This window comes from Nocardia sp. NPDC056541, from assembly GCF_042794235.1.
Classification (GTDB): Bacteria; Actinomycetota; Actinomycetes; order Mycobacteriales; family Mycobacteriaceae; genus Nocardia.
Window position 1 is genome coordinate 30,891 of sequence record NZ_JBHTUD010000009.1, and the last position, 21,979, is coordinate 52,869.

General features: G+C 68.5%; 23 protein-coding genes. 20 read left to right on the plus strand and 3 right to left on the minus strand.

Going from position 1 to position 21,979, the window contains the following annotated elements; all coding sequences use genetic code 11:
* The first annotated feature begins 6 nt into the window (after positions 1–6).
* Positions 7–957: a hypothetical protein gene (locus ACFQ9R_RS17220; protein ID WP_378991685.1), complete on the plus strand. Its 951-nt coding sequence runs from the start codon at positions 7–9 to the stop codon at positions 955–957.
* 49 nt (positions 958–1,006) lie between these two features.
* Positions 1,007–1,192, plus strand: a complete 186-nt coding sequence (locus tag ACFQ9R_RS17225; RefSeq protein WP_378991687.1) for a hypothetical protein — start codon at positions 1,007–1,009, stop codon at positions 1,190–1,192.
* Between the two features lie 4 nt (positions 1,193–1,196).
* Here ACFQ9R_RS17225 and ACFQ9R_RS17230 read toward each other — a convergent pair whose 3' ends face one another.
* Positions 1,197–2,909 carry a glycoside hydrolase domain-containing protein gene (locus tag ACFQ9R_RS17230; RefSeq protein WP_378991689.1) on the minus strand — a complete coding sequence of 571 codons (1,713 nt, stop codon included), beginning with the start codon at positions 2,907–2,909 and terminating at the stop codon, positions 1,197–1,199.
* Positions 2,910–3,141: 232 nt separating this feature from the next.
* On the opposite strand from ACFQ9R_RS17230, the gene ACFQ9R_RS17235 reads away from it, so the two are divergent.
* From ACFQ9R_RS17235 to ACFQ9R_RS17310, 16 genes are all read left to right on the plus strand, one after another.
* Positions 3,142–3,897, plus strand: coding sequence for a prolipoprotein diacylglyceryl transferase (locus ACFQ9R_RS17235; RefSeq protein WP_378991690.1), 756 nt, complete (start codon positions 3,142–3,144; stop codon positions 3,895–3,897).
* Positions 3,894–4,292 (plus strand): hypothetical protein, encoded by a 399-nt coding sequence (locus tag ACFQ9R_RS17240; protein WP_378991691.1) that lies wholly within the window; start codon positions 3,894–3,896, stop codon positions 4,290–4,292. Before ACFQ9R_RS17235 ends, ACFQ9R_RS17240 begins: the two co-directional genes overlap by 4 nt.
* 5 nt (positions 4,293–4,297) lie before the next feature.
* Complete coding sequence (locus tag ACFQ9R_RS17245; RefSeq protein ID WP_378992043.1) at positions 4,298–5,848, plus strand: radical SAM protein; 1,551 nt, start codon at positions 4,298–4,300, stop codon at positions 5,846–5,848.
* Positions 5,845–6,117, plus strand: a complete 273-nt coding sequence (locus tag ACFQ9R_RS17250) for a hypothetical protein (protein WP_378991692.1) — start codon at positions 5,845–5,847, stop codon at positions 6,115–6,117. Before ACFQ9R_RS17245 ends, ACFQ9R_RS17250 begins: the two co-directional genes overlap by 4 nt.
* A gap of 69 nt (positions 6,118–6,186) precedes the next feature.
* On the plus strand, positions 6,187–7,635 hold the full coding sequence (locus tag ACFQ9R_RS17255) for a S8 family serine peptidase (protein WP_378991693.1): 1,449 nt from the start codon (positions 6,187–6,189) through the stop codon (positions 7,633–7,635).
* 8 nt (positions 7,636–7,643) lie between these two features.
* Complete coding sequence (locus ACFQ9R_RS17260; RefSeq protein ID WP_378991694.1) at positions 7,644–8,255, plus strand: 1,4-alpha-glucan branching protein; 612 nt, start codon at positions 7,644–7,646, stop codon at positions 8,253–8,255.
* 87 nt (positions 8,256–8,342) lie between these two features.
* Entirely contained in the window at positions 8,343–9,548 is a 1,206-nt protein-coding gene (locus ACFQ9R_RS17265; RefSeq protein WP_378991696.1) for a GNAT family N-acetyltransferase, read from the plus strand.
* Between the two features lie 139 nt (positions 9,549–9,687).
* Entirely contained in the window at positions 9,688–11,997 is a 2,310-nt protein-coding gene (locus ACFQ9R_RS17270; protein ID WP_378992044.1) for an ATP-binding cassette domain-containing protein, read from the plus strand.
* Positions 11,994–12,584 (plus strand): DUF308 domain-containing protein, encoded by a 591-nt coding sequence (locus tag ACFQ9R_RS17275; protein WP_378991697.1) that lies wholly within the window; start codon positions 11,994–11,996, stop codon positions 12,582–12,584. Before ACFQ9R_RS17270 ends, ACFQ9R_RS17275 begins: the two co-directional genes overlap by 4 nt.
* 219 nt (positions 12,585–12,803) lie before the next feature.
* Positions 12,804–14,225, plus strand: a complete 1,422-nt coding sequence (locus ACFQ9R_RS17280; RefSeq protein ID WP_378991699.1) for a three-helix bundle dimerization domain-containing protein — start codon at positions 12,804–12,806, stop codon at positions 14,223–14,225.
* 224 nt (positions 14,226–14,449) lie between these two features.
* Positions 14,450–14,650, plus strand: a complete 201-nt coding sequence (locus ACFQ9R_RS17285) for a hypothetical protein (RefSeq protein ID WP_378629218.1) — start codon at positions 14,450–14,452, stop codon at positions 14,648–14,650.
* Between the two features lie 91 nt (positions 14,651–14,741).
* The gene (locus ACFQ9R_RS17290; protein WP_378991701.1) at positions 14,742–15,077 is read left to right on the plus strand and encodes a hypothetical protein; all 336 of its coding nucleotides are present in this window, start codon (positions 14,742–14,744) and stop codon (positions 15,075–15,077) included.
* Between the two features lie 91 nt (positions 15,078–15,168).
* The gene (locus ACFQ9R_RS17295; protein ID WP_378991703.1) at positions 15,169–15,318 is read left to right on the plus strand and encodes a hypothetical protein; all 150 of its coding nucleotides are present in this window, start codon (positions 15,169–15,171) and stop codon (positions 15,316–15,318) included.
* Positions 15,319–15,425: 107 nt separating this feature from the next.
* Complete coding sequence (locus ACFQ9R_RS17300; RefSeq protein ID WP_378991705.1) at positions 15,426–16,253, plus strand: alpha/beta fold hydrolase; 828 nt, start codon at positions 15,426–15,428, stop codon at positions 16,251–16,253.
* Positions 16,254–16,299: 46 nt separating this feature from the next.
* The gene (locus tag ACFQ9R_RS17305; protein ID WP_378991707.1) at positions 16,300–16,728 is read left to right on the plus strand and encodes a nitroreductase/quinone reductase family protein; all 429 of its coding nucleotides are present in this window, start codon (positions 16,300–16,302) and stop codon (positions 16,726–16,728) included.
* Between the two features lie 117 nt (positions 16,729–16,845).
* Positions 16,846–17,961 carry a serine hydrolase domain-containing protein gene (locus tag ACFQ9R_RS17310; RefSeq protein WP_378991709.1) on the plus strand — a complete coding sequence of 372 codons (1,116 nt, stop codon included), beginning with the start codon at positions 16,846–16,848 and terminating at the stop codon, positions 17,959–17,961.
* Positions 17,962–18,024: 63 nt separating this feature from the next.
* Here ACFQ9R_RS17310 and ACFQ9R_RS17315 read toward each other — a convergent pair whose 3' ends face one another.
* Positions 18,025–19,017, minus strand: coding sequence for a helix-turn-helix transcriptional regulator (locus ACFQ9R_RS17315; protein ID WP_378991710.1), 993 nt, complete (start codon positions 19,015–19,017; stop codon positions 18,025–18,027).
* 62 nt (positions 19,018–19,079) lie between these two features.
* On the opposite strand from ACFQ9R_RS17315, the gene ACFQ9R_RS17320 reads away from it, so the two are divergent.
* Positions 19,080–20,216: an epoxide hydrolase family protein gene (locus tag ACFQ9R_RS17320; protein ID WP_378991711.1), complete on the plus strand. Its 1,137-nt coding sequence runs from the start codon at positions 19,080–19,082 to the stop codon at positions 20,214–20,216.
* A 17-nt stretch (positions 20,217–20,233) separates the two neighbouring features.
* Here the strand turns inward: ACFQ9R_RS17320 and ACFQ9R_RS17325 are convergent, their stop codons facing one another.
* A complete protein-coding gene (locus ACFQ9R_RS17325; protein WP_378991713.1) occupies positions 20,234–21,244 on the minus strand; it encodes a saccharopine dehydrogenase in 1,011 nt (336 codons plus the stop codon).
* Between the two features lie 80 nt (positions 21,245–21,324).
* On the opposite strand from ACFQ9R_RS17325, the gene ACFQ9R_RS17330 reads away from it, so the two are divergent.
* On the plus strand, positions 21,325–21,906 hold the full coding sequence (locus ACFQ9R_RS17330) for a TetR/AcrR family transcriptional regulator (protein ID WP_378991714.1): 582 nt from the start codon (positions 21,325–21,327) through the stop codon (positions 21,904–21,906).
* Positions 21,907–21,979 lie beyond the last annotated feature (73 nt).

Sequence of the window (21,979 nt, forward strand, 5' to 3'; positions counted from 1 at the left end):
GTCACTGTGACGGCTCAGGGGCCGGTGACGGTGGCGCGTCTGCGGGCCGATGAGCTGCTCGGGCAATTCCGGGGACTGGCCGAGCAGCTGGGGACCACGCTGAACGCGGCGGTCGCCGAGCTGCAGACAATCGGGGATCCGTCGGTGGCCGAGGCCCAGGTCCAGGCTGTCCAAGCCGACGCGGCTCGCCGGATCGCCGAGGCGGAGATGGCGACAGTGGCGGCCGAACAAGCGCGGCGCGAGGCCGAAGAGGCACGCGCACTGGCGGAATCAGTGGCCGAAGAGGCGGTGGCGGCCGCGGAACACGCCGAACAGGCGGTGGGGGAAGCGCTCGCGGCCAGGGACGAAGTCGTGGCCTCGGTCGACGCGCTCACCCGACAAGCCTCCGAAGATGTGTTCGCCGCGCGCAGCGACGCCGAGGCGCAAGTACGTGCGGCACACCAACAAGCAGCCGACGACATCGACGCGGCGCGACAAGAAGCCGACGACACCGTGGCCCGTGCCCAACAGCGCGCCGACTCCGAGATCGCGCACCAGCGCCGCGACGCCGAGGCCCGGATCGCCGCCGCGAACGCCGAACGGGACCTGGCGATCCAGCGGGCCGCCGACGCCGACCGTGCCACCGAACGCGCCGAACAAGCCACCGCCGAACGCGTGGAGGCCGCCGCCGAAGCACGCGAGGAGTGGCGCCGGGCCCGCACCGAACTCGACACCGCGCGCGGTGAACTCGACCGCACCCGTACCGAACTCGCCGAGCTGCGCCGTACCACCACCGCCGAAACCCAGCAGCGCCGCGACGAAGCGGCAGCCGCACTCGAGCAGGTGCGCACCGAAGCCGCCGAACGGTGGGCCGCGCTCGACGACGCCCGCAAACAAACGCTGGCCCGTGCCGAACGCGCCGAAGCGCAGCTCGACGAACTCCTCGCCACCACCCGCACCCCGGTACCGCAAACATGAGCGGGGGTATCGGGGGCGGCGAGCAGTGACCTGGACTAGCGTCACGCACATGACCGAGCAGCCCGGCCCTCTCGAATCGACGCGTGAGTTCGCCGCCATCGACATCGACGACATGCTGAACGCCGACGAAACCTACACCGGACCGACCTCACGGACGCGACTGATCGCGATCCTGGTGGTGGTGGCACTGCTACTGGGCGCCGGTGCCACCACCCTCGCGATCCTGCTGGCCTGACCTCTCACGCGGGCCGGGACAGCGGAGTGTCGGGTTCGCCGGAATTTCGCAGCGCGACGATCTGTTCGGGCACCCAGTAGATCCGGCCGAACTCGAACGCCTGGTAGACCCCGTCGTCGTGGGCGGTCTCGTCGGAGGCCGGCCAGCCGAGCTCGCCGTTCTCGTACCCGGCCGCCGCCCACCGCGCACCGATCGCACCGTGCACCCAGTACGCGGGTTGGCCGGCGCGCCGGTAGACCATGCCGCCCTGAAACGCTTGCGCCAGCCCGGGGCCGGACCCGCGTGGATCGGGCAGTTCGGTGTGCTCGGCCGTCGGATAGCCCAAGGGGCCTGTCTCCCACTCCAACTCCGCGTACTTGTCCATGACCGCGGTGGGGACGGCGTGGGCATCGGTGCTCGGATGCCAGTACACGTAGCCGTGCTCGAATTCGGCGAAACGTCCCACCCCGTCCGGTGTGCTGAGTTCACCGTCGGTGCGCCGCGCGCCCAACCACGGGGACGCGGCGGCACGGACATCGATCGCGTTCGGTCCGGTCCCGTCGGCGAACGAGGCGACGTGGGCGGCGAACACATCCCACGGGAAGTTCGGGCCCACATCGGTATGCGAGCCGATGCCCAGTGCCCTCGTGACGTACTGATGGTCGGAGATCCCGTCGCCGACGTGGTAATCCGGCTCGATCACCTCGGTCGAGTACCCGTGCCGGTGCGCGCTGCGGACAGCGAGGAACGCCGCGATCCGCAGGTCGCCGTCGATGGCCAGCCACTGTTGCCGCGACCACGCGATCCGGCTGCCCGCGAAGCACAGATTCACCGTGAAAGGGTTCGCCGAGAGCACCGACCAGGACGCGAGCTCCTCGGGCACCACGCGCACCACCACCGCGTCGCGCAGTGTGTAGTGGTAGGACACCCCGTTGGCGGGGTTGTTGAGGTAGGCGGCAAGGGATTCGGCGGTGCCGTTGCCCTCTTGGGTGTGCAACAGGAAATTGGTGATGCGAGCCCCTTCGCGCGGGGAGTGCGAGGGTCCGAGCCGGTCGATCTCGGTGAACTGAGGTACCGATACCGAACGGTCGAGCGCCCACTGCCCGAAGTCGGGGGCGAGGATGTCGTTGACGTCGACGCGGGTGCCGTCGATGATCGGTCCGGGGTTGCTCGGGGTGTCGATCACCCGCTGGTAGAGCACCGCGCGTGGTTCCCGTTCGGTACCCGACCAGGCCCGCGTCTGCCATGCCCAGCTGAATTCCCCGCGTGCGCCGACCACCCCGTCCTCGATCGCCCACGCACACACTCGCGAATGCCCGTAGATCCCGGTCCAGGCGGTCCCCAGTACCGAGTTCACGCCCCGGAAGAACTCCACGGCCGTGCTGTTCCACTGCGACAGCGAGATGTCCTCGTCGACGGCGAAGAAGATCGGTGCGTGTTCAGGCGCGCCCACGCTCAGGTGGGTGGCCGACGCCTGTTCGGCCATCCGGCGACCGCCCTCGAAACCGGTAGTCCAGTCCGAGGGGGTCGCGTCGCCGGGTTTGCCGTACTGCCAGATGGAGACGATGTCGAGCCCGGCGGCGGTGAGCGCGCGAGCGTAGTCGGCGGTGATCGGTTTGGCACCGAAGTTCGCACCCGGCCTGCTCGGTGAGATGTAGGCGAGAACCGCCGAATGGCCCGCCGCGACGATCGCCCGCGGTTCGATGAGCCTGGCCGCGAAATCGACAGCTGTAGACATGATTGACCCCCTGTATGGCTGCGTATCCGATGGAATTCCGAGATGGTGGAACTATCGCGATGATTGACGCTGGTACCCGAGGAGCGGCACCGGGGGTGAGGATCTCACCGTGCATCATTCTAAACGAAACACTCACTCCTGCACCGGCGTTCACCAACGAACAGGGTAGTACCCGAATTCGGGAGTAGTTTCACTCACGCGTGCCGGCCCGTGGGCCCGCTAACCTTTCGCCATGGTGGCGCAGCTGATGTGGGGGATCCCGACGCACGGGTTCTTCGTCGCGCTCGGTGTCGCCGTGGCCGCGGTGGTGTTCGTGTCCGAGTGCAGGCGCCGCGACGCGCTGCGCGAAGAGTCCCTGGTCGCGGTCACCGGGGCACTGGTCGGTGGGGCGATCGGCATGCGGTTGTCGAGTCTGGTCGAGACCCTCGATCCGTACGAGAGCTGGATGTTCGGTGCGCGCAGCGTGCTCGGCGGATTGTTCGGCGCGTATGTGGGCGTGTTGATCGCGAAAAAGATCATCGGATATCGGGAACGGACCGGTGACCTGTTCGCACCCGCGGTGGCGCTGGGCATGGCGGTGGGGCGCGTCGGCTGCTTGCTCACCGAGGCACCGGGACGGCCGACGAACCTGCCATGGGCGATCCACGCACCCGCGACGGTGCCGCAGTGCCCGGGATGCGTGGCCGGTGTCGCGATGCATCCGAGCTTTCTCTACGAAATCGTGTTCCAGTTGGCCGCTTTCGGCGCACTGTGGTGGTTGCGAGACCGGATCAGCACCCCGGGTGAGCTGTTCACCCTCTACGTCGGGGCGTACGCGATCTTCCGGTTCCTGGTCGAGTTCACCCGCGCCAACGACACGGTATGGCTGGATCTGACGCGCCCGCAATGGTTCCTGGTGCCGGGACTGGTCCTGGTCGCGGTGCGCTGGAGCATCGGCTACCGGCGCGGGAACTACGACGGTGTACTTCGACGAAAGGTCGTGGCATGAACTTTCCTCCTGGCCCACCACCGAACATGCCGCCCCCACCGCCGCAGCAAGGCGGGAAACCGCCGGGCCAGGGCGGTCAGGTCGCGGCGATGGCGTTGGCGGGGGCGATGGCGTTCATCGTGGCGAACGCGATGGCGGGATTCTTCGTGTTCATGGTCGTCGCCTCCCTCGATGACGACGCCGCGACCAAAGCGCTGTTCGGGCTGACCGCGGTGGTCAGCGCGGCAGCGGCATTCGGGGGTGGCTGGCTGTTGATCCGGCGCAAACGGCCCGCGCCCAAAGGGTTCGGGATGGGGCTGATGATCGGGTGGTCGCTGGTCACGGTGTGCACGGCGGGTTTGTGCACGGCCATCAACCCGGAGCTGTACACGGGCATGTTCGGGATGGCGCGATGACCGGGATGCCGTTGCGGGGCGATCGGATCCTGCGCTACGTGACCGCGTTCTGTCCCCGCTGCCACGACGAACACCCCGACACCGCGCTGCCCGATGTCGCGAGACTGTCGGGGTGGCTCGCCGAACGCGACGGGAAGGTCTTTCTCGAACGAGGGTGTCGAACCCACGGCATGGTGCGCACCCTCTACGACGAGGACCCCGAAATCCTGGCCTACCTCGAAGAATGGACCGCTCCGACCAAAGCGCACCTGCCCGACACCGTGGGCAATTTCGACCCGGTGCCCTCGGCGTATCTACGGGGGCTGCCCGAGATGCAGACCCAGCACACCTGCATTCTCCTCGAAGACATCATCGACAGCTGTAACCTGCGCTGCCCCACCTGTTTCGCCGACTCCTCGCCCGAACTGCGCGGGGTGGTGTCGGTCGAGGACGTGCTGGCCAATGTCGATCAGCGCCTTGCCCGCGAGAACGGGCGCTTGGACGTACTGATGCTCAGCGGCGGCGAACCGACTCTGCATCCACAGTTGGCGCGGCTGCTGACCGAATTGACCGCACGGCCGATCACCCGGATCCTGCTCAACACCAACGGGCTGCGCATCGCCGTCGACGACGAACTGCTGGCGCTGCTGCGTGCCCATCGCGACCGGGTCGAGGTGTATCTGCAATACGACGGGGAGACCGCGCAGGCCTCGCGCCATCACCGTGGCGGTGACCTGCGTGTCCGTAAACAGCAGGCACTGCGACGGCTGTCGTCGAACGCCGTCTTCACCACGTTGGTGATGACCGTGGCCCTGGGTGTGAACGACGACGAGATCGGCGCGGTCCTGCGCACCGCCATGGACACACCGTTCGTCGGCGGGGTCTCGATCCAACCGCAATTCGGTTCCGGGCGTTCGGGAACGATCAACCCGATGAACCGGCTCACCCACACCGGTGTGCTGGCCCGACTCGGCCCCCAGACCGACGGATTGGTGACCTGGCGTGACCTCACCGCACTGCCGTGCTCGCATCCACACTGCTGCTCGGTGGGCTACCTGCTGCGTGACGACGCGGGTGAATGGCGGTCGCTGGTCTCGCTGATCGGACACGAGAGACTGAAGCAGCAGCTGGGACTGGTGTCCAACCGGATCGCGGACTCGGCGCTGCCCGCCGAACTGCGGGTAGCGGTCCAGGAATCGTTGCTGGGATTGCTCTCGGAGCAGTCGTCGCTGTCGCATCCCGAGATCGGGCGGGTGTGGCGAAACATCTGCGAGAACTGCGATCTGGGAATGTCCACGCTGCTCACGCTGGCGTCGTCGGCGTTGCCGGGGCGGCGTCAACGGTTGCGCACACTGCTCGGGGAACGCGTTGTGCGGATCACGGTGAAACCGTTCATGGATATGTCGACGATGATCGAGGAACGGCTCACCCAGTGCTGCGTGCACGTGGGGACCCGTGCCGATGCCGATCAGTGCGCGCCGTTCTGTGCGGTGCAGGCCTGGCCCGCACTGTCGCGGCAGCGGTTGTCGGCGGCGGCACCGGCGGGGCGGGCGTTGTTGCCGGTGGAGGTGCGGTGAGCGAACGCGGGGTCTACTACGAGGAGGCTATGCGCGGGCAGCAACCGCACGACCCGTTGACCTTGTGTGTGGTCGCGACGGTGGCGTTGCTGACGTGGTTGGTGGGGCCGTGGGCGGTGGTCGGGTTCGGTGCGCTCGCGTTCGCCGGATACTGGCGGGCGTGGCGGGCGGGGTTGAAACGCAGTCGATGCTGGTTGCGCGATACCCGGCTGGTGCTGGGGTATGTCGGGGCGATCGCCGTGATCGGGGCCGTCGCCGCGGTGTGGTAGCGGCGTGTCGCCAAAGCCGGTGTGGCAGAACGGTAGCGGGCGGGCGCGGGGCACGGTTGACTGGTAGCCATGGCCTCCACCCGATCCAGCAGGCAGCGCCGACCCGGGGTGCCCGCACCCTCGGTCCCGCCGGGCGAACTGATCGTCGTCACCACGCCGACCGGCCCGGAGATCACGCCGATCGCGCTGCGTGAGAACCGGTCCGTGCGCACCAGGGTCGACGAGCTCCTGCCGGCCACCGCGCGTTTGGTACCGATCTTCGGCCCGGACAACCGGCTCGCGGCCCGCCTGGCCGACACCCCGCAGGCGCCGGTCGCGGGGGAGTACCTCAGCTACTACTCGGTGCACGGTGAACTGGGCGACCTCGGAGAGCTCGCGCACCGGCTGCGCGAGGACGACACCGTCGCCGCCGCCTACGTCAAGCCGGCGGCCGAACCGCCGCTGGCACCCCTCGCGGAGAACATCGTCGCACCGCGAGCGCCCGCTGTGACACCCGATTTCCGGGTCAGACAGGCCTATCTCGACGCCGCGCCGCACGGCATCGACGCGGTGTGGGCCCATGGCAGGCCCGGCGGGCTCGGCACCGGTGTGCGGGTGATCGACGTCGAGGGTGCGTGGCGGTTCACCCACGAAGATCTGCGACAGAACCAGGGCGGAGTCATCGGCGGTACCGCCTCCGCCGATCTGGGATGGCGCAACCACGGCACCGCCGTCGCCGGCGAGATCAGTGGCGACCTCAACGAATTCGGCGTCACCGGAATCGCACCCGACGCCCACATCAGGGCCATCTCGATTTTCGGCATCGGCTCGGCCGCCGCGATCCGCTCCGCGGCCGACGCCCTGCGTCCCGGCGACATCGTGCTCATCGAACTGCACCGCCCCGGACCACGATTCGACTACCAGGCCACCCCCGATCAGCGCGGCTACATCGCGGTGGAATGGTGGCCCGACGACCTCGCCGCCATCCGCTACGCGGTGAGCCGGGGCATCGTCGTCGTGGAAGCGGCGGGCAACGGCGGTGAGAACCTCGATGACGCCGTCTACGACACCCGCCCCGGCGACTTCCCCGCCACCTGGCACAACCCGTTTCGCGCGGGCCCCGCCGATTCCGGTGCCATCCTGGTCGGCGCGGGCGCCCCACCGCCGGGCCTGCACGGCCGCGACCACGGGCCCGCCCGCTCGCGCCTGGACTTCTCCAACCACGGCGCCCGCCTCGACGCCCAGGGCTGGGGCCGCGAAGTCACCACCGCCGGCTACGGCGACCTGCAAGGCGGTCCCGACGAAGACCTCTGGTACACCGACGAATTCAGCGGCACCTCCAGCGCGTCTCCGATCGTCGTCGGCGCCATCGCCGCCTACCAGGGCATTCGCACCACCGGCCCCGGCCGCGCGACCCCGGACCAGATCCGGACCCTGCTCCGCACCACCGGCTCGCCCCAAACCGCGGCCCCCGGCCGTCCGACCACCCAGCGCATCGGCACCCTGCCCGACGTGCGCGCCATGACCGCGAAAGGCTGAGGCCCCCGATGGCAGTGATCCATCAGACCACCGTCACCCCGTCCAAGCGCGATCTCGTCGCGGCGTGGTTGCCCAGTCGGCAGTGGTACCTGGGCACGACCCCGTGCCTGGACAGAGTCGGTGGCTTCCGCCTCGACGACCCGGCCGGTGAGGTCGGGATCGAATTCGTGCTGTTCGTCGACGGTTCCGGTGCCGACCAGGTGCTGTATCAGGTGCCGATGACCTATCGCGGGGCACCGCTGCACGGCGGCGACTCGGCGCTGATCGGCACTGCCGAGCACGGGGTGCTCGGCCGGCGCTGGATCTACGACGCGACCCGCGATCCGGTCGCGATCGCCGCCGTCATCGATCTGCTGACCGGCCGCGCGACCGCTCAGGCTCAGAGTCTGAGCGACACGACTGACCCGACGGTCGTTGTGACACCGGCCGGGTCGGCCGACGGCAACCTCGGCCCGGCTGTGGACGGCGTCGCGCACACCGATGTGCCCTGGGGGTCCGCTGCCGTGCGATTCCATCGGGTGCCGGTGTCGTTGTGGGTCGGCGGAGCCGGTTCGGTCGCCGCGCCCTCGGCGCTGGGCCCGGTTGTCGAGTTGATCAGCGTGGTGACCGACTGGGCATAGCGCTGCCCGTGCGGGACGGACCGACACGTGCTCTGCCGGGGAGAAAACCGGATGTGCCGGGGCGGGGTGGCGTGGCAGGGTACGAGCATGGCATCGGCGAAGAGCGTGTGCGTTCGGACGGCGACTCCTGCGGACTCCGCGGCGATCGCGGGGTTGCAGGAGGCCGGGTTCGGGATGCGGTACGGGAGTGATGAGAACGAATACCGGGGAGCGGTCTTTCCGGTCGAACGGTCACTGGTCGCGGTGGAGGGTGACCGGATCGTCGGGCACACGGTGGATCGGACGATGACGATCACGGTGCCGGGGGAGCGGACGGTGCGCGCGTGTGGGGTGTCGGGGGTCGCGGTGGCGCCGACGCACCGGCGGCGGGGGATCCTGCGCGAGCTGTATCGGGCCCAGCATGCTCGGACCGAGGCCGACGGGTTGCCGTTGACGATCTTCACCGCCAGCGAGGGCACGATCTACGGGCGGTTCGGCTACGAGGTGGCCGTCCTCGACACCGCGATCTCCATCGATCCGCGGCGTGCCGAATTCCGTTCCACCACACCGGATCCCGGTGGCGTCACCTTGGAGACATTGCACGATGCCGCCCCGCGGATCCGCGAGATCTACGAGCGCTGGCAGCAGGTGACGGCGGGGGCACAGGTTCGGCCGGATGCCAAGTGGGACCTGTTCTTCGCCGACATAGAACGCCACCGCCACGGTGCGACGACGCTGTTCGTCCTGCTGCACGCCGACGGCTATGCCCTGTATCGGCGCTCGCGGCGCGAGAACCGTGACATCGCCTCGGTGTGGGAATTGCGTGCGGTCACCCCGGACGCGCACGCCGCGCTGTGGCGGGTGCTGCTCGGTATGGACCTCGTCGACACCGTGGAAGCCGAGATCGCCGACGACGATCCGCTCGCCTACATGCTCACCGACCCGCGCACCGTGCAGATGACCCACCGCGGTGACGCACTGTGGGCGCGGGTCATGGATGTCCCCGCCGCTTTGACCGCCCGCGCCTACCGCGCCGACCTCGATACCGTCGTGGCGGTGCGCGATCCGTTCCGCGACGCCGGCGGGAACTTCGCCCTGCGGATCCGCGACGGCGTCGCCGAGTGCGAGCCGACCACCCGGACAGCGACTCTCGGCTTCGATATCAATATTCTCGGCGCCCTCTACTTCGGTGCCCATCGCGCGAACACGTTCGCCGCCGCGCACCGGATCGCCGTCGAGGACCCGAAGGCATTGCGTGCGTTCGACGAAGCCTTCACCACCGACCGTGCCCCGCAATTGGGGTGGTTCTTCTAATATCTCGGCAACGGGCGCGTTCGCCCCGAAGGTTGCTCCCCCGGGAGTACGGTGGGTAGCTGTGGATTCGCACGAGGTCGATTCTTCGGTTCGGGTGCGTGGCGCCCGGGTCCACAACCTGCGTGATGTCGACGCGGACATGCCACGAAATGCCCTGGTCGCCTTCACAGGAGTGTCGGGTTCCGGCAAGTCTTCGTTGGCGTTCGGCACGCTCTACGCGGAATCGCAACGCCGCTACCTGGAGTCGGTGGCACCGTATGCCCGCCGGTTGCTGAACCAGGTGGAAGCGCCCGATGTCGACACCGTCACCGGCCTGCCGCCGACGGTGGCCCTGGCCCAGCGCCGATCCTCGCCGTCGTCACGCTCGACGGTCGGCACCGTCACCGCGATCTCGAACACGCTGCGCATGCTCATGTCCCGCGAAGGCGATTATCCCGACACCCCGGCCAGGACGGGCCCCGGGCACTACCCGGAGGGCACCAACCGTCTCTACTCCGACGCGTTCTCCCCGAACACCGTCGAAGGCGCCTGCCCGCGCTGCCACGGACAGGGCGTCGTCCACGAGGCCACCGAGGCGTCGATGGTCCCGGACCCGTCGCTGAGCATCCGCGAGGGCGCGATCGCCTCGTGGCCCGGTGCCTGGCAGGGCAAGAATCTACGCGACGTACTCGGCGCGCTGGGCTACGACATCGACCGCCCGTGGCGTGAACTCTCACCCGCCGCCCGCGAATGGATCCTGTTCACCGAGGAGAAGCCGGTGGTCACAGTGGAACCGGTGCGCGAACCGCACCGCATCCACCGCCCCTATCAGGGCACCTACACCGGCGCCAAGCAGTTGCTGTTGCGCTCGCACGCCGAATCCAAGAGCGCGGCGACCAGGGCCCGCGCGGCCGAATACCTGCACACCGCCGTCTGCGGACTGTGTGCGGGGCGACGACTCAAACCCGAAGCGCTCGCGGTGACCTTCGCCGGGTACAACATCACCGAGCTCGCCGACCTGCCGCTCAGCGAACTCGTCGAGGTGCTGCGCCCCTACACCCCCGGCACGGAAGCCGCGGCGGTTCTCACCCAGGACCTCACCTCCCGCATCGATGTGCTCATCGAGCTCGGGCTCGGCTATCTGAGCGTCGACCGGGAGAGCCCGACACTGTCCGGCGGTGAGCTGCAACGATTACGGTTGGCCGGGCAGTTGCGGTCGGGCCTGTTCGGTGTCGTCTACATTCTCGACGAACCCTCGGCGGGACTGCACCCGGCCGACACCGCGGCACTGACGACAGTGCTGGACCGGCTCAAGCGCTCGGGCAACAGCGTGTTCCTGGTCGAACACGATCTCGACGTCGTCCGCCACGCCGACTGGCTCATCGACATCGGTCCCGGCGCCGGTGTGAACGGCGGTGAGGTGCTCTACGCCGGTGAGGTCGAGGGGTTGCGGCAGGTGGCCGACTCGGTCACCCGGCCCTACCTGTTCGACGAGATCGTCCGCCCACCGCGCGCGGCCCGCACCCCGACCGGCGAGCTCCGATTACGCGCCGTCACCAGCCACAACCTGCACGACCTCGACGCCGACATCCCCCTCGGCGTGTTCACCGCGATCACCGGCGTCTCCGGTTCGGGCAAATCCACTCTGCTGCACGCTGTGTCGACGACCGCCGCCGCCGACCCGGACATCGTGCGAGTCGTCGAAGTCGATCAGGCGCCGATCGGGCGCACCCCACGGTCGAACCTGGCCACCTACACCGGCCTGTTCGACACGGTCCGCAAACTCTTCGCCGCGACCGACGCCGCCAAAGCCCGCGGATACGGCGTCGGCCGGTTCTCGTTCAATGTCGCCGAAGGCCGTTGCCCGACCTGCCAGGGCGAGGGATACATCACCGTGGAGCTGCTGTTCCTGCCCAGCACCTACAGTCCGTGCCCGGCCTGCCACGGTGCGCGCTACAACCCCGAAACCCTCGACATCACCTACCGCGACAAAACCATCGCCGAGGTGCTCGATCTGACCGTCGACCAGGCCGCCGACTTCCTCGACGACGTCGACGTCGTCGCGCGTGCCCTGCGCACGCTGCGCGATGTCGGCCTCGGCTACCTGCGGCTGGGCCAACCCGCCACCGAACTGTCCGGCGGTGAGGCCCAACGGGTGAAACTGGCCACCGAATTGCAGCGGGCCCGGCGCGCGGGCACGGTCTACCTGCTCGACGAACCGACGACCGGGCTGCATCCGGCCGACACCGATATCCTGATGACACAACTGAATTCGCTCGTCGACAGCTGCGCCAGTGTGGTGGTGGTCGAACACGACATGACCGTTGTCGCCGGGGCCGACCACGTGATCGACATGGGGCCGGGCGGCGGCGGGCAGGGAGGCCGGATCGTGGCGCAGGGGACACCGAAACAGGTGGCGGACAGTGCGGTCAGCCGGACTGCGCCCTACCTGCTGGAGCGGCTGACATGACCGGGAGCGCGGATCGGACCCGCACCGCGATGCTCGTCGCCGGCGGATGTTCGTTCCTGCTCGGTGTGGCGCTGCTGCTGTGGCCCGGGCGCGACGAATCCACGCTGGCGACGCTGTTCGGGGTCTCGCTGATCCTGAGCACCGTGGTGCAGGTGTATCTGGCGTTCATGGCACGGATCGCGTTCCCGCTGCGGGTGCTGGTACTGGTCAGCGCCGCACTGACGGGGATCTTGGCGGGCCTGGCCTTCCAGGGCGGCAATATCGAACTGCTGGCCCTGTGGATCGGCATCGGCTGGTCGGTGCGCGGTGTGGTGCACGCGCTGGTCGCCGCGTGGGACGACAGCGTCGAGGACGGCTGGGCGCACGAACTGTGCGGGCTCGCCACCACCGCGATCGGCATCGCCATCATCGCGATCACCTTCCAGACGGTCACCGGGCTGGCCACGATGGCCGGTGCCGGGCTGGTCGTGATCGCCGTGATGGAACTGCTCGCCGGTGGGCTCGGGCGGGCGGCGATGCAGGCGGCGCGCGGGTCCGCGACCGAGGAGCAGCCGCCGCCGGTTCGGGCCGCTACCGAGCTGCAGTAGCGAATCACACACTGCGACTTCAAGATTCGAGGTTTACGCGAACTCACGGACAACGTGACATTGCGGGCAGTCGAGCGAGCGCTGAACTCTGCGTGCACCCTCGCTCACGGCTGGGGTATCTGTGCTGCGCGACGGTAGCGTGGCCCGCGGCGTGCGCACGGGGAGGGCCCTGTTCGGCGCGCCGCGTCCGCAGCCCGAATGTGAGCCCAGGAGAATGTGGTGTCGCGCGTAGTCCCCGGCGTAGCTGCCGATGCCGTCCAGCGTGAAGAGCTGGCTATGCGGCGCATGACCGAGAGTTTGGTCGAAGACCTGTCCGAGAACGTCCCCGTCGACCAGGTGACGTCGGCGGTCGGCGCCGCGCACCACCGATTCACCGGTAAACCGATCCGGGAGTTCGTGCCGATCCTGGTCGAGCGGATCGTGCGCCGCGAACTCGCCGATCCCGACCCGACGGTACGGGTTCCCGCCCCCGCGGCCGGCGTGCGCGCCGCGGAACTGATCGCGCGCGAGTCGAACACCACCGACGAACCGCCGAAGCGGGCGGTGAGCAGGCGTGCGGTGGTGCCGTTGTCGATCGGCGCGGCCGTGGTCGTGGCCGGTGTCGTCGCCGGAGTCGTGCTCTTGCCCGGCGGCGCCGATGCGCCGGCCGCCGCTCCTGTCGCCGCCGTGACGGTGGTGCGCGGGGTGGTGGGGTCGGAGAAGATGTCGTTCTTCGCCGACGAGCGCGTGGCGAAGGTGCTCGCCGACAACGGCCTGCGGGTCGAGGTCGAACCGGCCGGTTCGCGCCAGATCGCGACCACCGTCGACCTCGGTGCGTTCGATTTCGCGTTCCCGTCGAGCATTCCGGCCGCCGAGCGAATCCAGCGCCAGCGCAACATCACCACCAAGTACACGCCGTTCTCGTCACCGATCGCCATCGCCACCTACCGGCCGATCGCGGACCTGCTCACAGCGGCCGGGGTGATCAAGCCCGGCCCGGTCGCGACGTTCGACATGGGCAAGTATCTGGAGCTGGCCGGGACCGGCGTGCAGTGGGACGACCTGCCCGACAACACCACCTACCCGGTCGCCAAGAACATCCTGGTCTCGACGACCGACCCGCGCAGCTCGAACTCCGCGGCCATGTACCTCTCGATCGCCAGCTATGTCGCCAACGACCACACCATCGTGCGCGGCGCCACCGCCGAACAGCACGTGTTGCCGGCACTGTCGAAACTGTTCCTCGCCCAGGGTTACACCGACAACAGCAGCGACGGACCGTTCAACCAGTACCTCACCAACGGCATGGGCCCGACCCCGCTGGTCTGCATCTACGAGGCGCAGTTCGTCGAAGCCGCGGGCAAGGGCCGGATCAAGCCGGACATGGTGCTGACCTATCCGACCCCGACGGTCCTGTCGAGCCACACCCTCGTCCCGCTCGACGCCACCGGCGACAAGATCGGCAAACTGCTCACCGACAACGCCGAATTGCGTCGCCTGGCCGCCGAACACGGCTTCCGTACCGGCGACACCGCCCAGTTCACCTCGGTCGCCGCCGAACGTTCGGTGCCGGTGGCCGCTGATCTGATCGACGTCGTCGACGTGCCGGCCTACGAGACCCTCGAGCACCTGCTCGACGGGGTTGCCAACTCCTACAACTGAACTCGCCGCCCCGGTGCCGCGCAGCTCCCCGGCTGCGCGGCACCGGTGTTCCGGTGGCCAGGAGGATGCGTTCAGGACATGCGGCGTCGCACCGATTTGTGTTCAGGTGGCGGGTGGACTGTAGTGCCGGATTCGGGGGTTGACACGAGTTCGGCGCACGACTGTACACTGATGTGTTGCCAGGCATCCGAGCTGGCCCGCACTGCGAATGGAGTTCCACCGAGATGGACAAATTCGAACCCGGCCGAGAACTGATCCACGAGCTGTCCATCGCGGCACGCCGCACCGGGACCGCGCTCGCCGCCATCTTGGGCGACGCGGGCCGCAAGAGCGCGCGCGAGGTGGTCGATCTGGCGCACGAGGGACGTGAACTGGTCGCCGGAACGCTGCGGGCCAGCGCTGACGAGCTCCGCCGCCGCCGTTGAGTGCGCCCCCGCGCGGATTCCTCCATGCCGCTGCGGCGTTCGCGGGAAGTCGCCGCGGCGGCGGCGAGCGGGTCTCGGTAGGATTCGGCGGGTGCCAGATTCTTCCGAGATAGCCCGGCTCTTCGATCGGCGACCGCGCCACTGGGGGTCGCCCGCGGACCCGGTGGCTTGGAATGCGGTGCGGGACAAGGTCTGCGCGCAGGTCCCGCCGGAGACCGCGACGGAGTTCGTGACGCTGCTGCGGCGTGAGATCGTCCAGGTGACCGGGGTCGACGTCGACGATGCCGACGCGTTGTCCGAGGCGTCCGTACTGGTCGAAGGACGATCCGAAGCTGTGGACCTGCCGACCTGGCGCACCGTTGTGCTGCCGCTGCTGACTGCTCGGGCGCGGCAGCTATACGGCGAACTGCCCACCGAGCGCCCCTGACGCATCACCTCGTCGGGCGCGCCAAGGCTCGCTCTCTCCGTCGCGTTCGCGCACTTGCCGTCCTTCGACGAGGAGGGCTCAAGAGCATTCAGTGCACGTCTGTACACTCCACGCGCTGGCCGTGTGCTCGCTGAGCCTGTTCGTCGTCGAGCTCGACGCGACGATCGTCACCGTGGCATTGCCCGCGATCGGCGACGGCCTGCACGTCGGTACCCCAGGGCAACCGCAAGAATTCGCCTGACCTGCGGAAGAGACTGTCTGAAAAGAATGTTCGTGGCGAGCGATGAGTTCTTCCGGCGCGCACCGTCTGTATGAGTGCTACCTGTAGCCGAGATCCGGGAGAGCCTCATGACCGCCAGTTCCGCCGTCACCACCGGCACCCTCGTGGTGCCGGACGCCTGCCTGTACTACGAGGTCCGTGGTGCGGGACCGCTGCTCGTCCTCGTCGGTGCCCCGATGAACGCCGCCTCGTTCGCCGCGGCCGCCGAACAACTCGCCACCACCAACACCGTGCTCACCACCGATCCGCGCGGGCATTTCGGCAGCCCCCTCGACGACCCGAATCAGGATTCGACGGTGCTCGCCCGCGCCGGGGACCTCGCCCAGCTCATCACCCATCTCGGCGCGGGCCCCGCCGTGGTGTTCGGATCCAGCGGTGGCGCGGTCACCGCGTTGGCCCTGGCCCAGACCAACCCCGACCTGGTCACCACTGTCGTGGCCCATGAAGCGCCGCTGCGTGAACTGCTCCCCGACGCCGAAGCCCAGCGCCCACTCACCGAGGACATCGTCGCCACCTACGCCTCCGGCGATGTGATCGGCGCCTGGCGAAAGTTCTTCGCCCAAGCCGCTATTGCCATCCCGGAACCGATGCTCGTAGAGATCTTCGGCGGCGACCGCGATCCCCGACAGGTCGCCAGCGAACGTTTCTGGTTCGCCCATGAACTGCGCCCGACCACCGCCTGGGTACCGGACCCGCCGTTGCTGCGTTCGATCCCCACCCGGGTGATCGTCGGGATCGGTGCCGAGTCCACCGGTCAGTTCTGCGATCGCACCTCGCGGGAACTGGCATCGGCGCTGGGCGTCGACCCGGTCCTGTTCCCCGGCGACCACATCGGATTCGTCAACGATGCCGTCACCTTCGCCACCCGCCTGCAAGAAGTACTCGACGAGCCGTGAGCGTGGTTGCTCGCGCACGAGCGGGCCGGGGGAGAAGATGCCAGGCATGAGCGAATCACAGGACTGGAACAGCAAGATCATCGCCGAGTTCCGAGCCAACGAAGGCCGCGTCGGTGGGCCCTTCGAGGGTGCGCCGATGATGCTGGTGCATCACCGAGGGCGGCGCACCGACCGGCAACTGGTGTCGCCGATGATGTACTTGGCCGACGAGAACGACCCGAAGCTCATGTACGTCTTCGCGTCCAAAGCCGGTGCCCCCACCAATCCCGACTGGTACTACAACCTCATCTCGGCGGGCGCGGCCGACGCCGAGGTCGGCACCGAGACCTTTCCGGTCACCGTTACCGAAGTGACCGGCGACGAACGCGACCGCCTCTACGCCGAGCAGGCACGACGGTATCCCGGTTTCGCTGGATACGAGGAGAAGACGAAGGGCATCCGCACCATTCCGGTGCTGGCGTTGCGCCGGAACTGATCGGATGAGGTAGTGGGGCAGGGCAACCGGACCGCCCTGCCCCGCTACCGAAGACCGAGGCGGGGGTAGTACCGCAGTCCGATGCGTGTGCGGGCCTCGGCTTCCTACCGTTCGATCATGCGTTTTCGAACCCTCACTGTGCCGATATTCGCCGTCGTGCTGGGCTTGTCCGCCTGCACGATCAGCACGGCCGATCCCCTCGCCTCGGCTCGTGTGGACAGCGTGCGCGGCGACCTCCACGGGCTAGTCGGCTCCGGTGCCGTCGGAGCCATCGCCACGCTGACCGAGCACGAAGCCGACACCGTTATCGGTTCCGGACTGGCCGACGCGGGCGCGGCGACCCCGATCGGAACCGATGGTCCCCAACATGTCCGGGTCGGCAGTGTCACCAAGTCGTTCACCGCCGCGATCGTGTTGCAGCTGGTGGCCGAACACCGCGTCGACCTCGACAGGTCCGTCGACACGTATCTGCCCGGATTGCTCACCGGTGCGGGCGTGGACGGGCGCGCGATCACCGTCCGCCAGATCCTGGGCCATCGAAGCGGGCTGCCCGAGCCGGCCCGCTCCCCGGAGCTCGACGAACACGAAGCGGCGAAGAACGGCCGCACCTTCACCCCGGCTCAGGAGGTCGCCCTGGCCCTGGAACATCCGGCGAAGTTCGCGCCCGGCGGCCGGTTCGAGTACGCCAACATCAACTACATCGTCGCGGGCATGCTGATCGAAGCCGTGACCGGGCATCGCTACACCGACGAACTGCGCGACCGCATCCTGACACCGCTCGGCCTGTCGAATACCTACCTGCCCGCCACCGGCGAAACCGGTCTCCGTCAACCGCATCCGACCGGCTACACCACCGTCGACGGGACACTCACCGACACGACCCTGATGGAGCCGTCGGTGCCGTGGGCATCGGGCGCGCTGGTGAGCACCGGCGCCGATGTGAATCGGTTCTTTCTCGCGCTGCTGGCCGGTCGGGTCGTGCCCCAACCCCAACTCGCGCAGATGCTCGACGGCATCGGCATGGGCAACGGTGACGGCATGTCCTACGGTCTCGGCCTCGGGTACACCCAGCTGCCGTGCGGTGCGCAGTATGTCGGCCACATCGGCGGCATCCCCGGCTTCTCCACTGTCGCCGGTGCCACGGGGTCCGGCCTCGCGGTCACCATCGCCTATACCGGCACATCGTCGTCTGTCGATCTCGGCGGGATGCTCACCCACGCGCTGTGCGACTGAATCCTTCGCCTGGTCGGGGCGCCGGCCGCCGCGCAGCAAGGTCGAGGTGACTCCGCGACGCCGTCAACGCGGAAATGGCACACGCTGTAAGTCGGCACCGGGTGCATCAACGATCGCGTCACGGCATCGTTCGCTCACCGTCCGCAGCGCCGCGACGAGCTCAGGCGGGTCGGTGACCGTGAATCCGATGTCCAGGGCGGTGATCATCCAGGCCAGTGCGGCCGGGGAATCGGCGCCCAGATGCAACAGGCAGCTGACATCGTCGACCGCTTCGAGGACGCCCATGCCCGGCCAGACCCGATCGGCCACCTCGGTGGCCGACCCGTGCAGGGTGACGACGGTGCGCCACGGCCACGACGCGACCGAGAGCCTGCGGGACAGATAGGTCGCCGCGTCACCGTCGGGCAGCGGTCGCGGGGTGAACCGTGGGCCCGTCGGCACTCGCGGCTCGAGCCGGTCGACGCGGAACGACCGCCAATCGGCTCGATCGACATCCCACCCGACCAGATACCAATGCCTACTCACATTGACCAGCGAATCGGGTTCGACATCGCGGCGAGACGTCCGACCGGCGTGATCGGTGTAGTCGAAGCGCAGACGCTCGTGGCATCGACACGCCTGCGCGATCGTCAGCAGCGTCTCGGATGCCACCCGCGGTGCTTCGGCGGCGACCCGCACCATCGATTGCTGCAAGGTGGTGAGCCGGTGCCGCAGTCGCGAGGGGAGCACCTGTTCCAGCTTGGCGAGCGCGCGTAGCGAGGCGTCCTCGATACCGGTGACCGTGCCGCCCGAGGTGGTGCGCAAGCCGACCGCGACGGCCACGGCCTCCTCGTCGTCGAGCAGCAGCGGCGGCATCGACGCACCCGCTCCCAGCCGATACCCCGCGCTGCCCTGCCATGCCTGCACCGGATAGCCCAATCCGCGCAACCGTTCCACGTCGCGGCGCACGGTGCGCGCGGTGACATCGAGCTTGGTAGCGAGTTCGGCACCCGACCACGCGCGGCGGGTCTGCAACAGCGACAGCAGCCGGAGCAGCCGAGCGGATGTTTCGGACATCTCTCCATCATGCCGCGAACTTAGGAACAGTACTGACCTAAGTGCTGCCTAGCGTTGTCGGTATGAGCGACATCGACAGCTTCCGGATCGACATCCCGCAATCCGACCTCGACGACCTGCGTGAGCGGCTCGCCCGCACCCGCTGGGTCGACGACCTGCCCGGCACCGGCTGGACCTACGGCCTGCCCACCGCCTATCTGCGCGAGCTCGCCGACTACTGGCGGACCGGGTTCGACTGGCGCGCCGCGGAAACCGCACGCAACGCCCACCCGCAGTTCGTCACCGAGATCGATGGGCAGCGCCTGCACTTCACCCACGTGCGCTCACCCGAATCCGGCGCATTGCCGCTGGTCTTGGTGCACGGCTGGCCGTTCACCGACTTCGGTGCGACGATCGGACCGCTGACCGACCCCCGCGCGCACGGCGGCGACCCGCGCGACGCCTTCGACCTCATCATCCCGACCCTGCCCGGATTCGGCTTCTCCGGACCCACCCACCAGCCCGGCCAGGCGGCCACCGAGCGATCCGCGGACCTGATCGCCCGGCTGATGGGCGAATTGGGCTACCAGCGCTACGGCGTGCAGGGTAGCGACGCGGGCTCGTTCATTGCCCCGCAGGTGGGTCGGGTCGACACCGAGCGGGTCGCCGGTGTGCACCTCAACGCCGCGATCACCATCCCCGCCTGGAACGACGACGGTGCGGGCTACACCGAGCAGGATCAGGAAAAGCTTGCCGCGCTCCAGGATTGGAGCAGCAACGAAACTTCTGCCTACGCGGGTGTGCACAGCACCCGCCCGCACACCCTGGCCCACGCCCTCGCCGATTCACCAGCAGGTCTGCTCGCGTGGGTCGTCGATGTCGTCAACACCTACAAGGACCCCGCCGCCGCGCTGCCCGAGGATTCCCTCGACCGCGACGCCATGCTCGCCGAAACAGCGATCTTGTGGTTCACCGGGACCGCGGGCTCCTCGATGCGGCTGTACAAGGAATCCCAGCAGTGGGGCGCGGACCTGCCCAGCTCCGGTGTCCCCACAGCGGTCGCGGTCTTCCCCGGTGACACCACGATTCGCGGCATCGCCGAGAAGCAGAACAACCTCGTCCGATGGACCGAATACGACCGCGGGGGCCACTTCGCCGCGATGGAAGCGCCCGAGCTACTGATCGATGATGTGCGCGAGTTCTTCCGGTCGGTGCGGTAGGAGTCGGTGGCCCCCGGTTATGGCCGGGGGCCGTCGCCGTTTCGATGCCACGCGGCACCGATCTCGCTCAGCCGCTCGACGGCGTAGGTGGGGTCGATCAATGCCTCCGGGGTGTGGATGCCCGGTGCGGGACGGTCGCCGCGCAGGCCGAGCAGCCGTTCGACGCCGAGTGCGATCCCCACTGCGGTCAGCGGTCGCTGACCGTCCTGATGGACGAGGTGCTGTGTTCTGTTGAGCGGTGCGCCGTTCCGGCCGGTTCCGGCGAGATCGATCCGAACCTCGACGGAGGCAGGTTCACCGCGGCGCCTGCTCGGGGTGGCACCGACCGCGAAGTCGACCCGGACGTTCGGTGCGCCGGTAGCGAGGGCCAGGCTGGGCACGTCGAGAACCGGGATGCTCTGGCCGGGCAGGGCGGTGCCGTCGACGGTGCGGACGTCGGCTTGCGCGTCGGTCTCGGCGAGCCAGGTGAAGACGCCGTCGCGGCGCACGAGACCCGCCGTGGTGACGGCCGACCAGCGTTCCAGGTCGGCGATTCCCGCGGGTCCGCCGGTGTCGGTGTCATCGAGCACGACGCCGACTCGGACCGTGTCGACCCGGTCGAACTCGCGCGTGGAATCCAGTGCGGCGAGAACGATGATGCCCGCCATCAAGTGGCTGGCGACCAGAACCGGCGCCGCACTGGACCTTTGTGCGCCCGCGACGATCTCCGGGCCGATGTCGAGCAGGCCGCTGGAGATGCTGAGGTAGGGCAGGCCACGGTCCTGTGCGTAGTGCAGGCCGTTGAGCCGATGGTCCCACAGGGTCGCGACGATCGCGGAGTAGTCGGCGTCGGCGAGACCGAGGTCGCGGCGTGACAGATCGATCGTCACCGCCGTGGCAGTGCCGACGGCGTCGGCGACCCGTTGCGCACGACCGAGATCACGGCCCGCGATGGTCAACGGCAGGGTCGGATGCCATTGACGCAACAGGGCGGCGGTGTCCGACCCCGCCTGTCCCGACCCGCCCAAGATCAGTACCGATTGCTCCATGGTGAAATCCCTCTCCGCTAAGCTACAAATTGTAACTTACTCTTTGTAGCTAAGCTGTGGACATGGCGCAAGGGAGGACGATGACCACACGATCGGGCAGATTGGCGAAGCCGGCCAGGCGCGAGCAGCTGCTCGACACCGCCTTGACGCTGGTACGAGAGCAAGGCACCGACGGCCTGACCTTGGCCACTCTCGCCGAAGCTGCGGGCGTGAGTAGGCCGATCGTCTACGACCACTTCGGTACCCGCCCCGAACTGCTCCTCGCGCTCTACCGTCAACTCGACGAACGCCACCGCCTGGCCTCGGAACAAGCCGCCCGCGACGCCACCCCCACCGTCGACGAGATCGCCCGCGTCATGAGCACCGCCTACTTCGCCTGCGCCACCGACATGCCCGAATTCGACGCGATTTCCGCCGCCCTGAAAGGCAATCCGGACGTCCAGGCGATCCAGCACGACATGCTCGACAGCTACCGCGACTGGATGGCAGCCACCCTGCAACCGTTCTCGCCACTCACCGCCACAGCACTGCGACTGCGCTGCGTCGGCGTGCTCGGCGCGGCCGAAACACTGGCCGCGGAACTGAACCTGGGTACGACCACGCCTGACGAAGCGATCTCGGCGCTGACCGATCTGATCGTCGGCAGCATCGGTGTGCGATAGCGGCACCGCAGCAGACCGAAGCTGATGCCGTTGTCCGCCGACAGGGGGGCGGCGTCGGACGCGTGTCGATGCG

What these genes read in the sequence shown, in the direction of transcription:
- ACFQ9R_RS17240 (WP_378991691.1), top strand. Translation starts at nt 3,894, where the DNA reads ATGAACTTTCCTCCTGGCCCACCACCGAACATGCCGCCCCCACCGCCG.
- ACFQ9R_RS17235 (WP_378991690.1), top strand. Translation starts at nt 3,142, where the DNA reads ATGGTGGCGCAGCTGATGTGGGGGATCCCGACGCACGGGTTCTTCGTC.
- ACFQ9R_RS17330 (WP_378991714.1), top strand. Translation starts at nt 21,325, where the DNA reads ATGACCACACGATCGGGCAGATTGGCGAAGCCGGCCAGGCGCGAGCAG.
- ACFQ9R_RS17320 (WP_378991711.1), top strand. Translation starts at nt 19,080, where the DNA reads ATGAGCGACATCGACAGCTTCCGGATCGACATCCCGCAATCCGACCTC.
- ACFQ9R_RS17315 (WP_378991710.1), bottom strand. Translation starts at nt 19,017, where the DNA reads ATGTCCGAAACATCCGCTCGGCTGCTCCGGCTGCTGTCGCTGTTGCAG.
- ACFQ9R_RS17265 (WP_378991696.1), top strand. Translation starts at nt 8,343, where the DNA reads ATGGCATCGGCGAAGAGCGTGTGCGTTCGGACGGCGACTCCTGCGGAC.
- ACFQ9R_RS17270 (WP_378992044.1), top strand. Translation starts at nt 9,688, where the DNA reads ATGCCACGAAATGCCCTGGTCGCCTTCACAGGAGTGTCGGGTTCCGGC.
- ACFQ9R_RS17325 (WP_378991713.1), bottom strand. Translation starts at nt 21,244, where the DNA reads ATGGAGCAATCGGTACTGATCTTGGGCGGGTCGGGACAGGCGGGGTCG.
- ACFQ9R_RS17285 (WP_378629218.1), top strand. Translation starts at nt 14,450, where the DNA reads ATGGACAAATTCGAACCCGGCCGAGAACTGATCCACGAGCTGTCCATC.
- ACFQ9R_RS17225 (WP_378991687.1), top strand. Translation starts at nt 1,007, where the DNA reads ATGACCGAGCAGCCCGGCCCTCTCGAATCGACGCGTGAGTTCGCCGCC.
- ACFQ9R_RS17245 (WP_378992043.1), top strand. Translation starts at nt 4,298, where the DNA reads ATGCCGTTGCGGGGCGATCGGATCCTGCGCTACGTGACCGCGTTCTGT.
- ACFQ9R_RS17255 (WP_378991693.1), top strand. Translation starts at nt 6,187, where the DNA reads ATGGCCTCCACCCGATCCAGCAGGCAGCGCCGACCCGGGGTGCCCGCA.
- ACFQ9R_RS17305 (WP_378991707.1), top strand. Translation starts at nt 16,300, where the DNA reads ATGAGCGAATCACAGGACTGGAACAGCAAGATCATCGCCGAGTTCCGA.
- ACFQ9R_RS17260 (WP_378991694.1), top strand. Translation starts at nt 7,644, where the DNA reads ATGGCAGTGATCCATCAGACCACCGTCACCCCGTCCAAGCGCGATCTC.
- ACFQ9R_RS17275 (WP_378991697.1), top strand. Translation starts at nt 11,994, where the DNA reads ATGACCGGGAGCGCGGATCGGACCCGCACCGCGATGCTCGTCGCCGGC.
- ACFQ9R_RS17310 (WP_378991709.1), top strand. Translation starts at nt 16,846, where the DNA reads ATGCGTTTTCGAACCCTCACTGTGCCGATATTCGCCGTCGTGCTGGGC.
- ACFQ9R_RS17300 (WP_378991705.1), top strand. Translation starts at nt 15,426, where the DNA reads ATGACCGCCAGTTCCGCCGTCACCACCGGCACCCTCGTGGTGCCGGAC.
- ACFQ9R_RS17230 (WP_378991689.1), bottom strand. Translation starts at nt 2,909, where the DNA reads ATGTCTACAGCTGTCGATTTCGCGGCCAGGCTCATCGAACCGCGGGCG.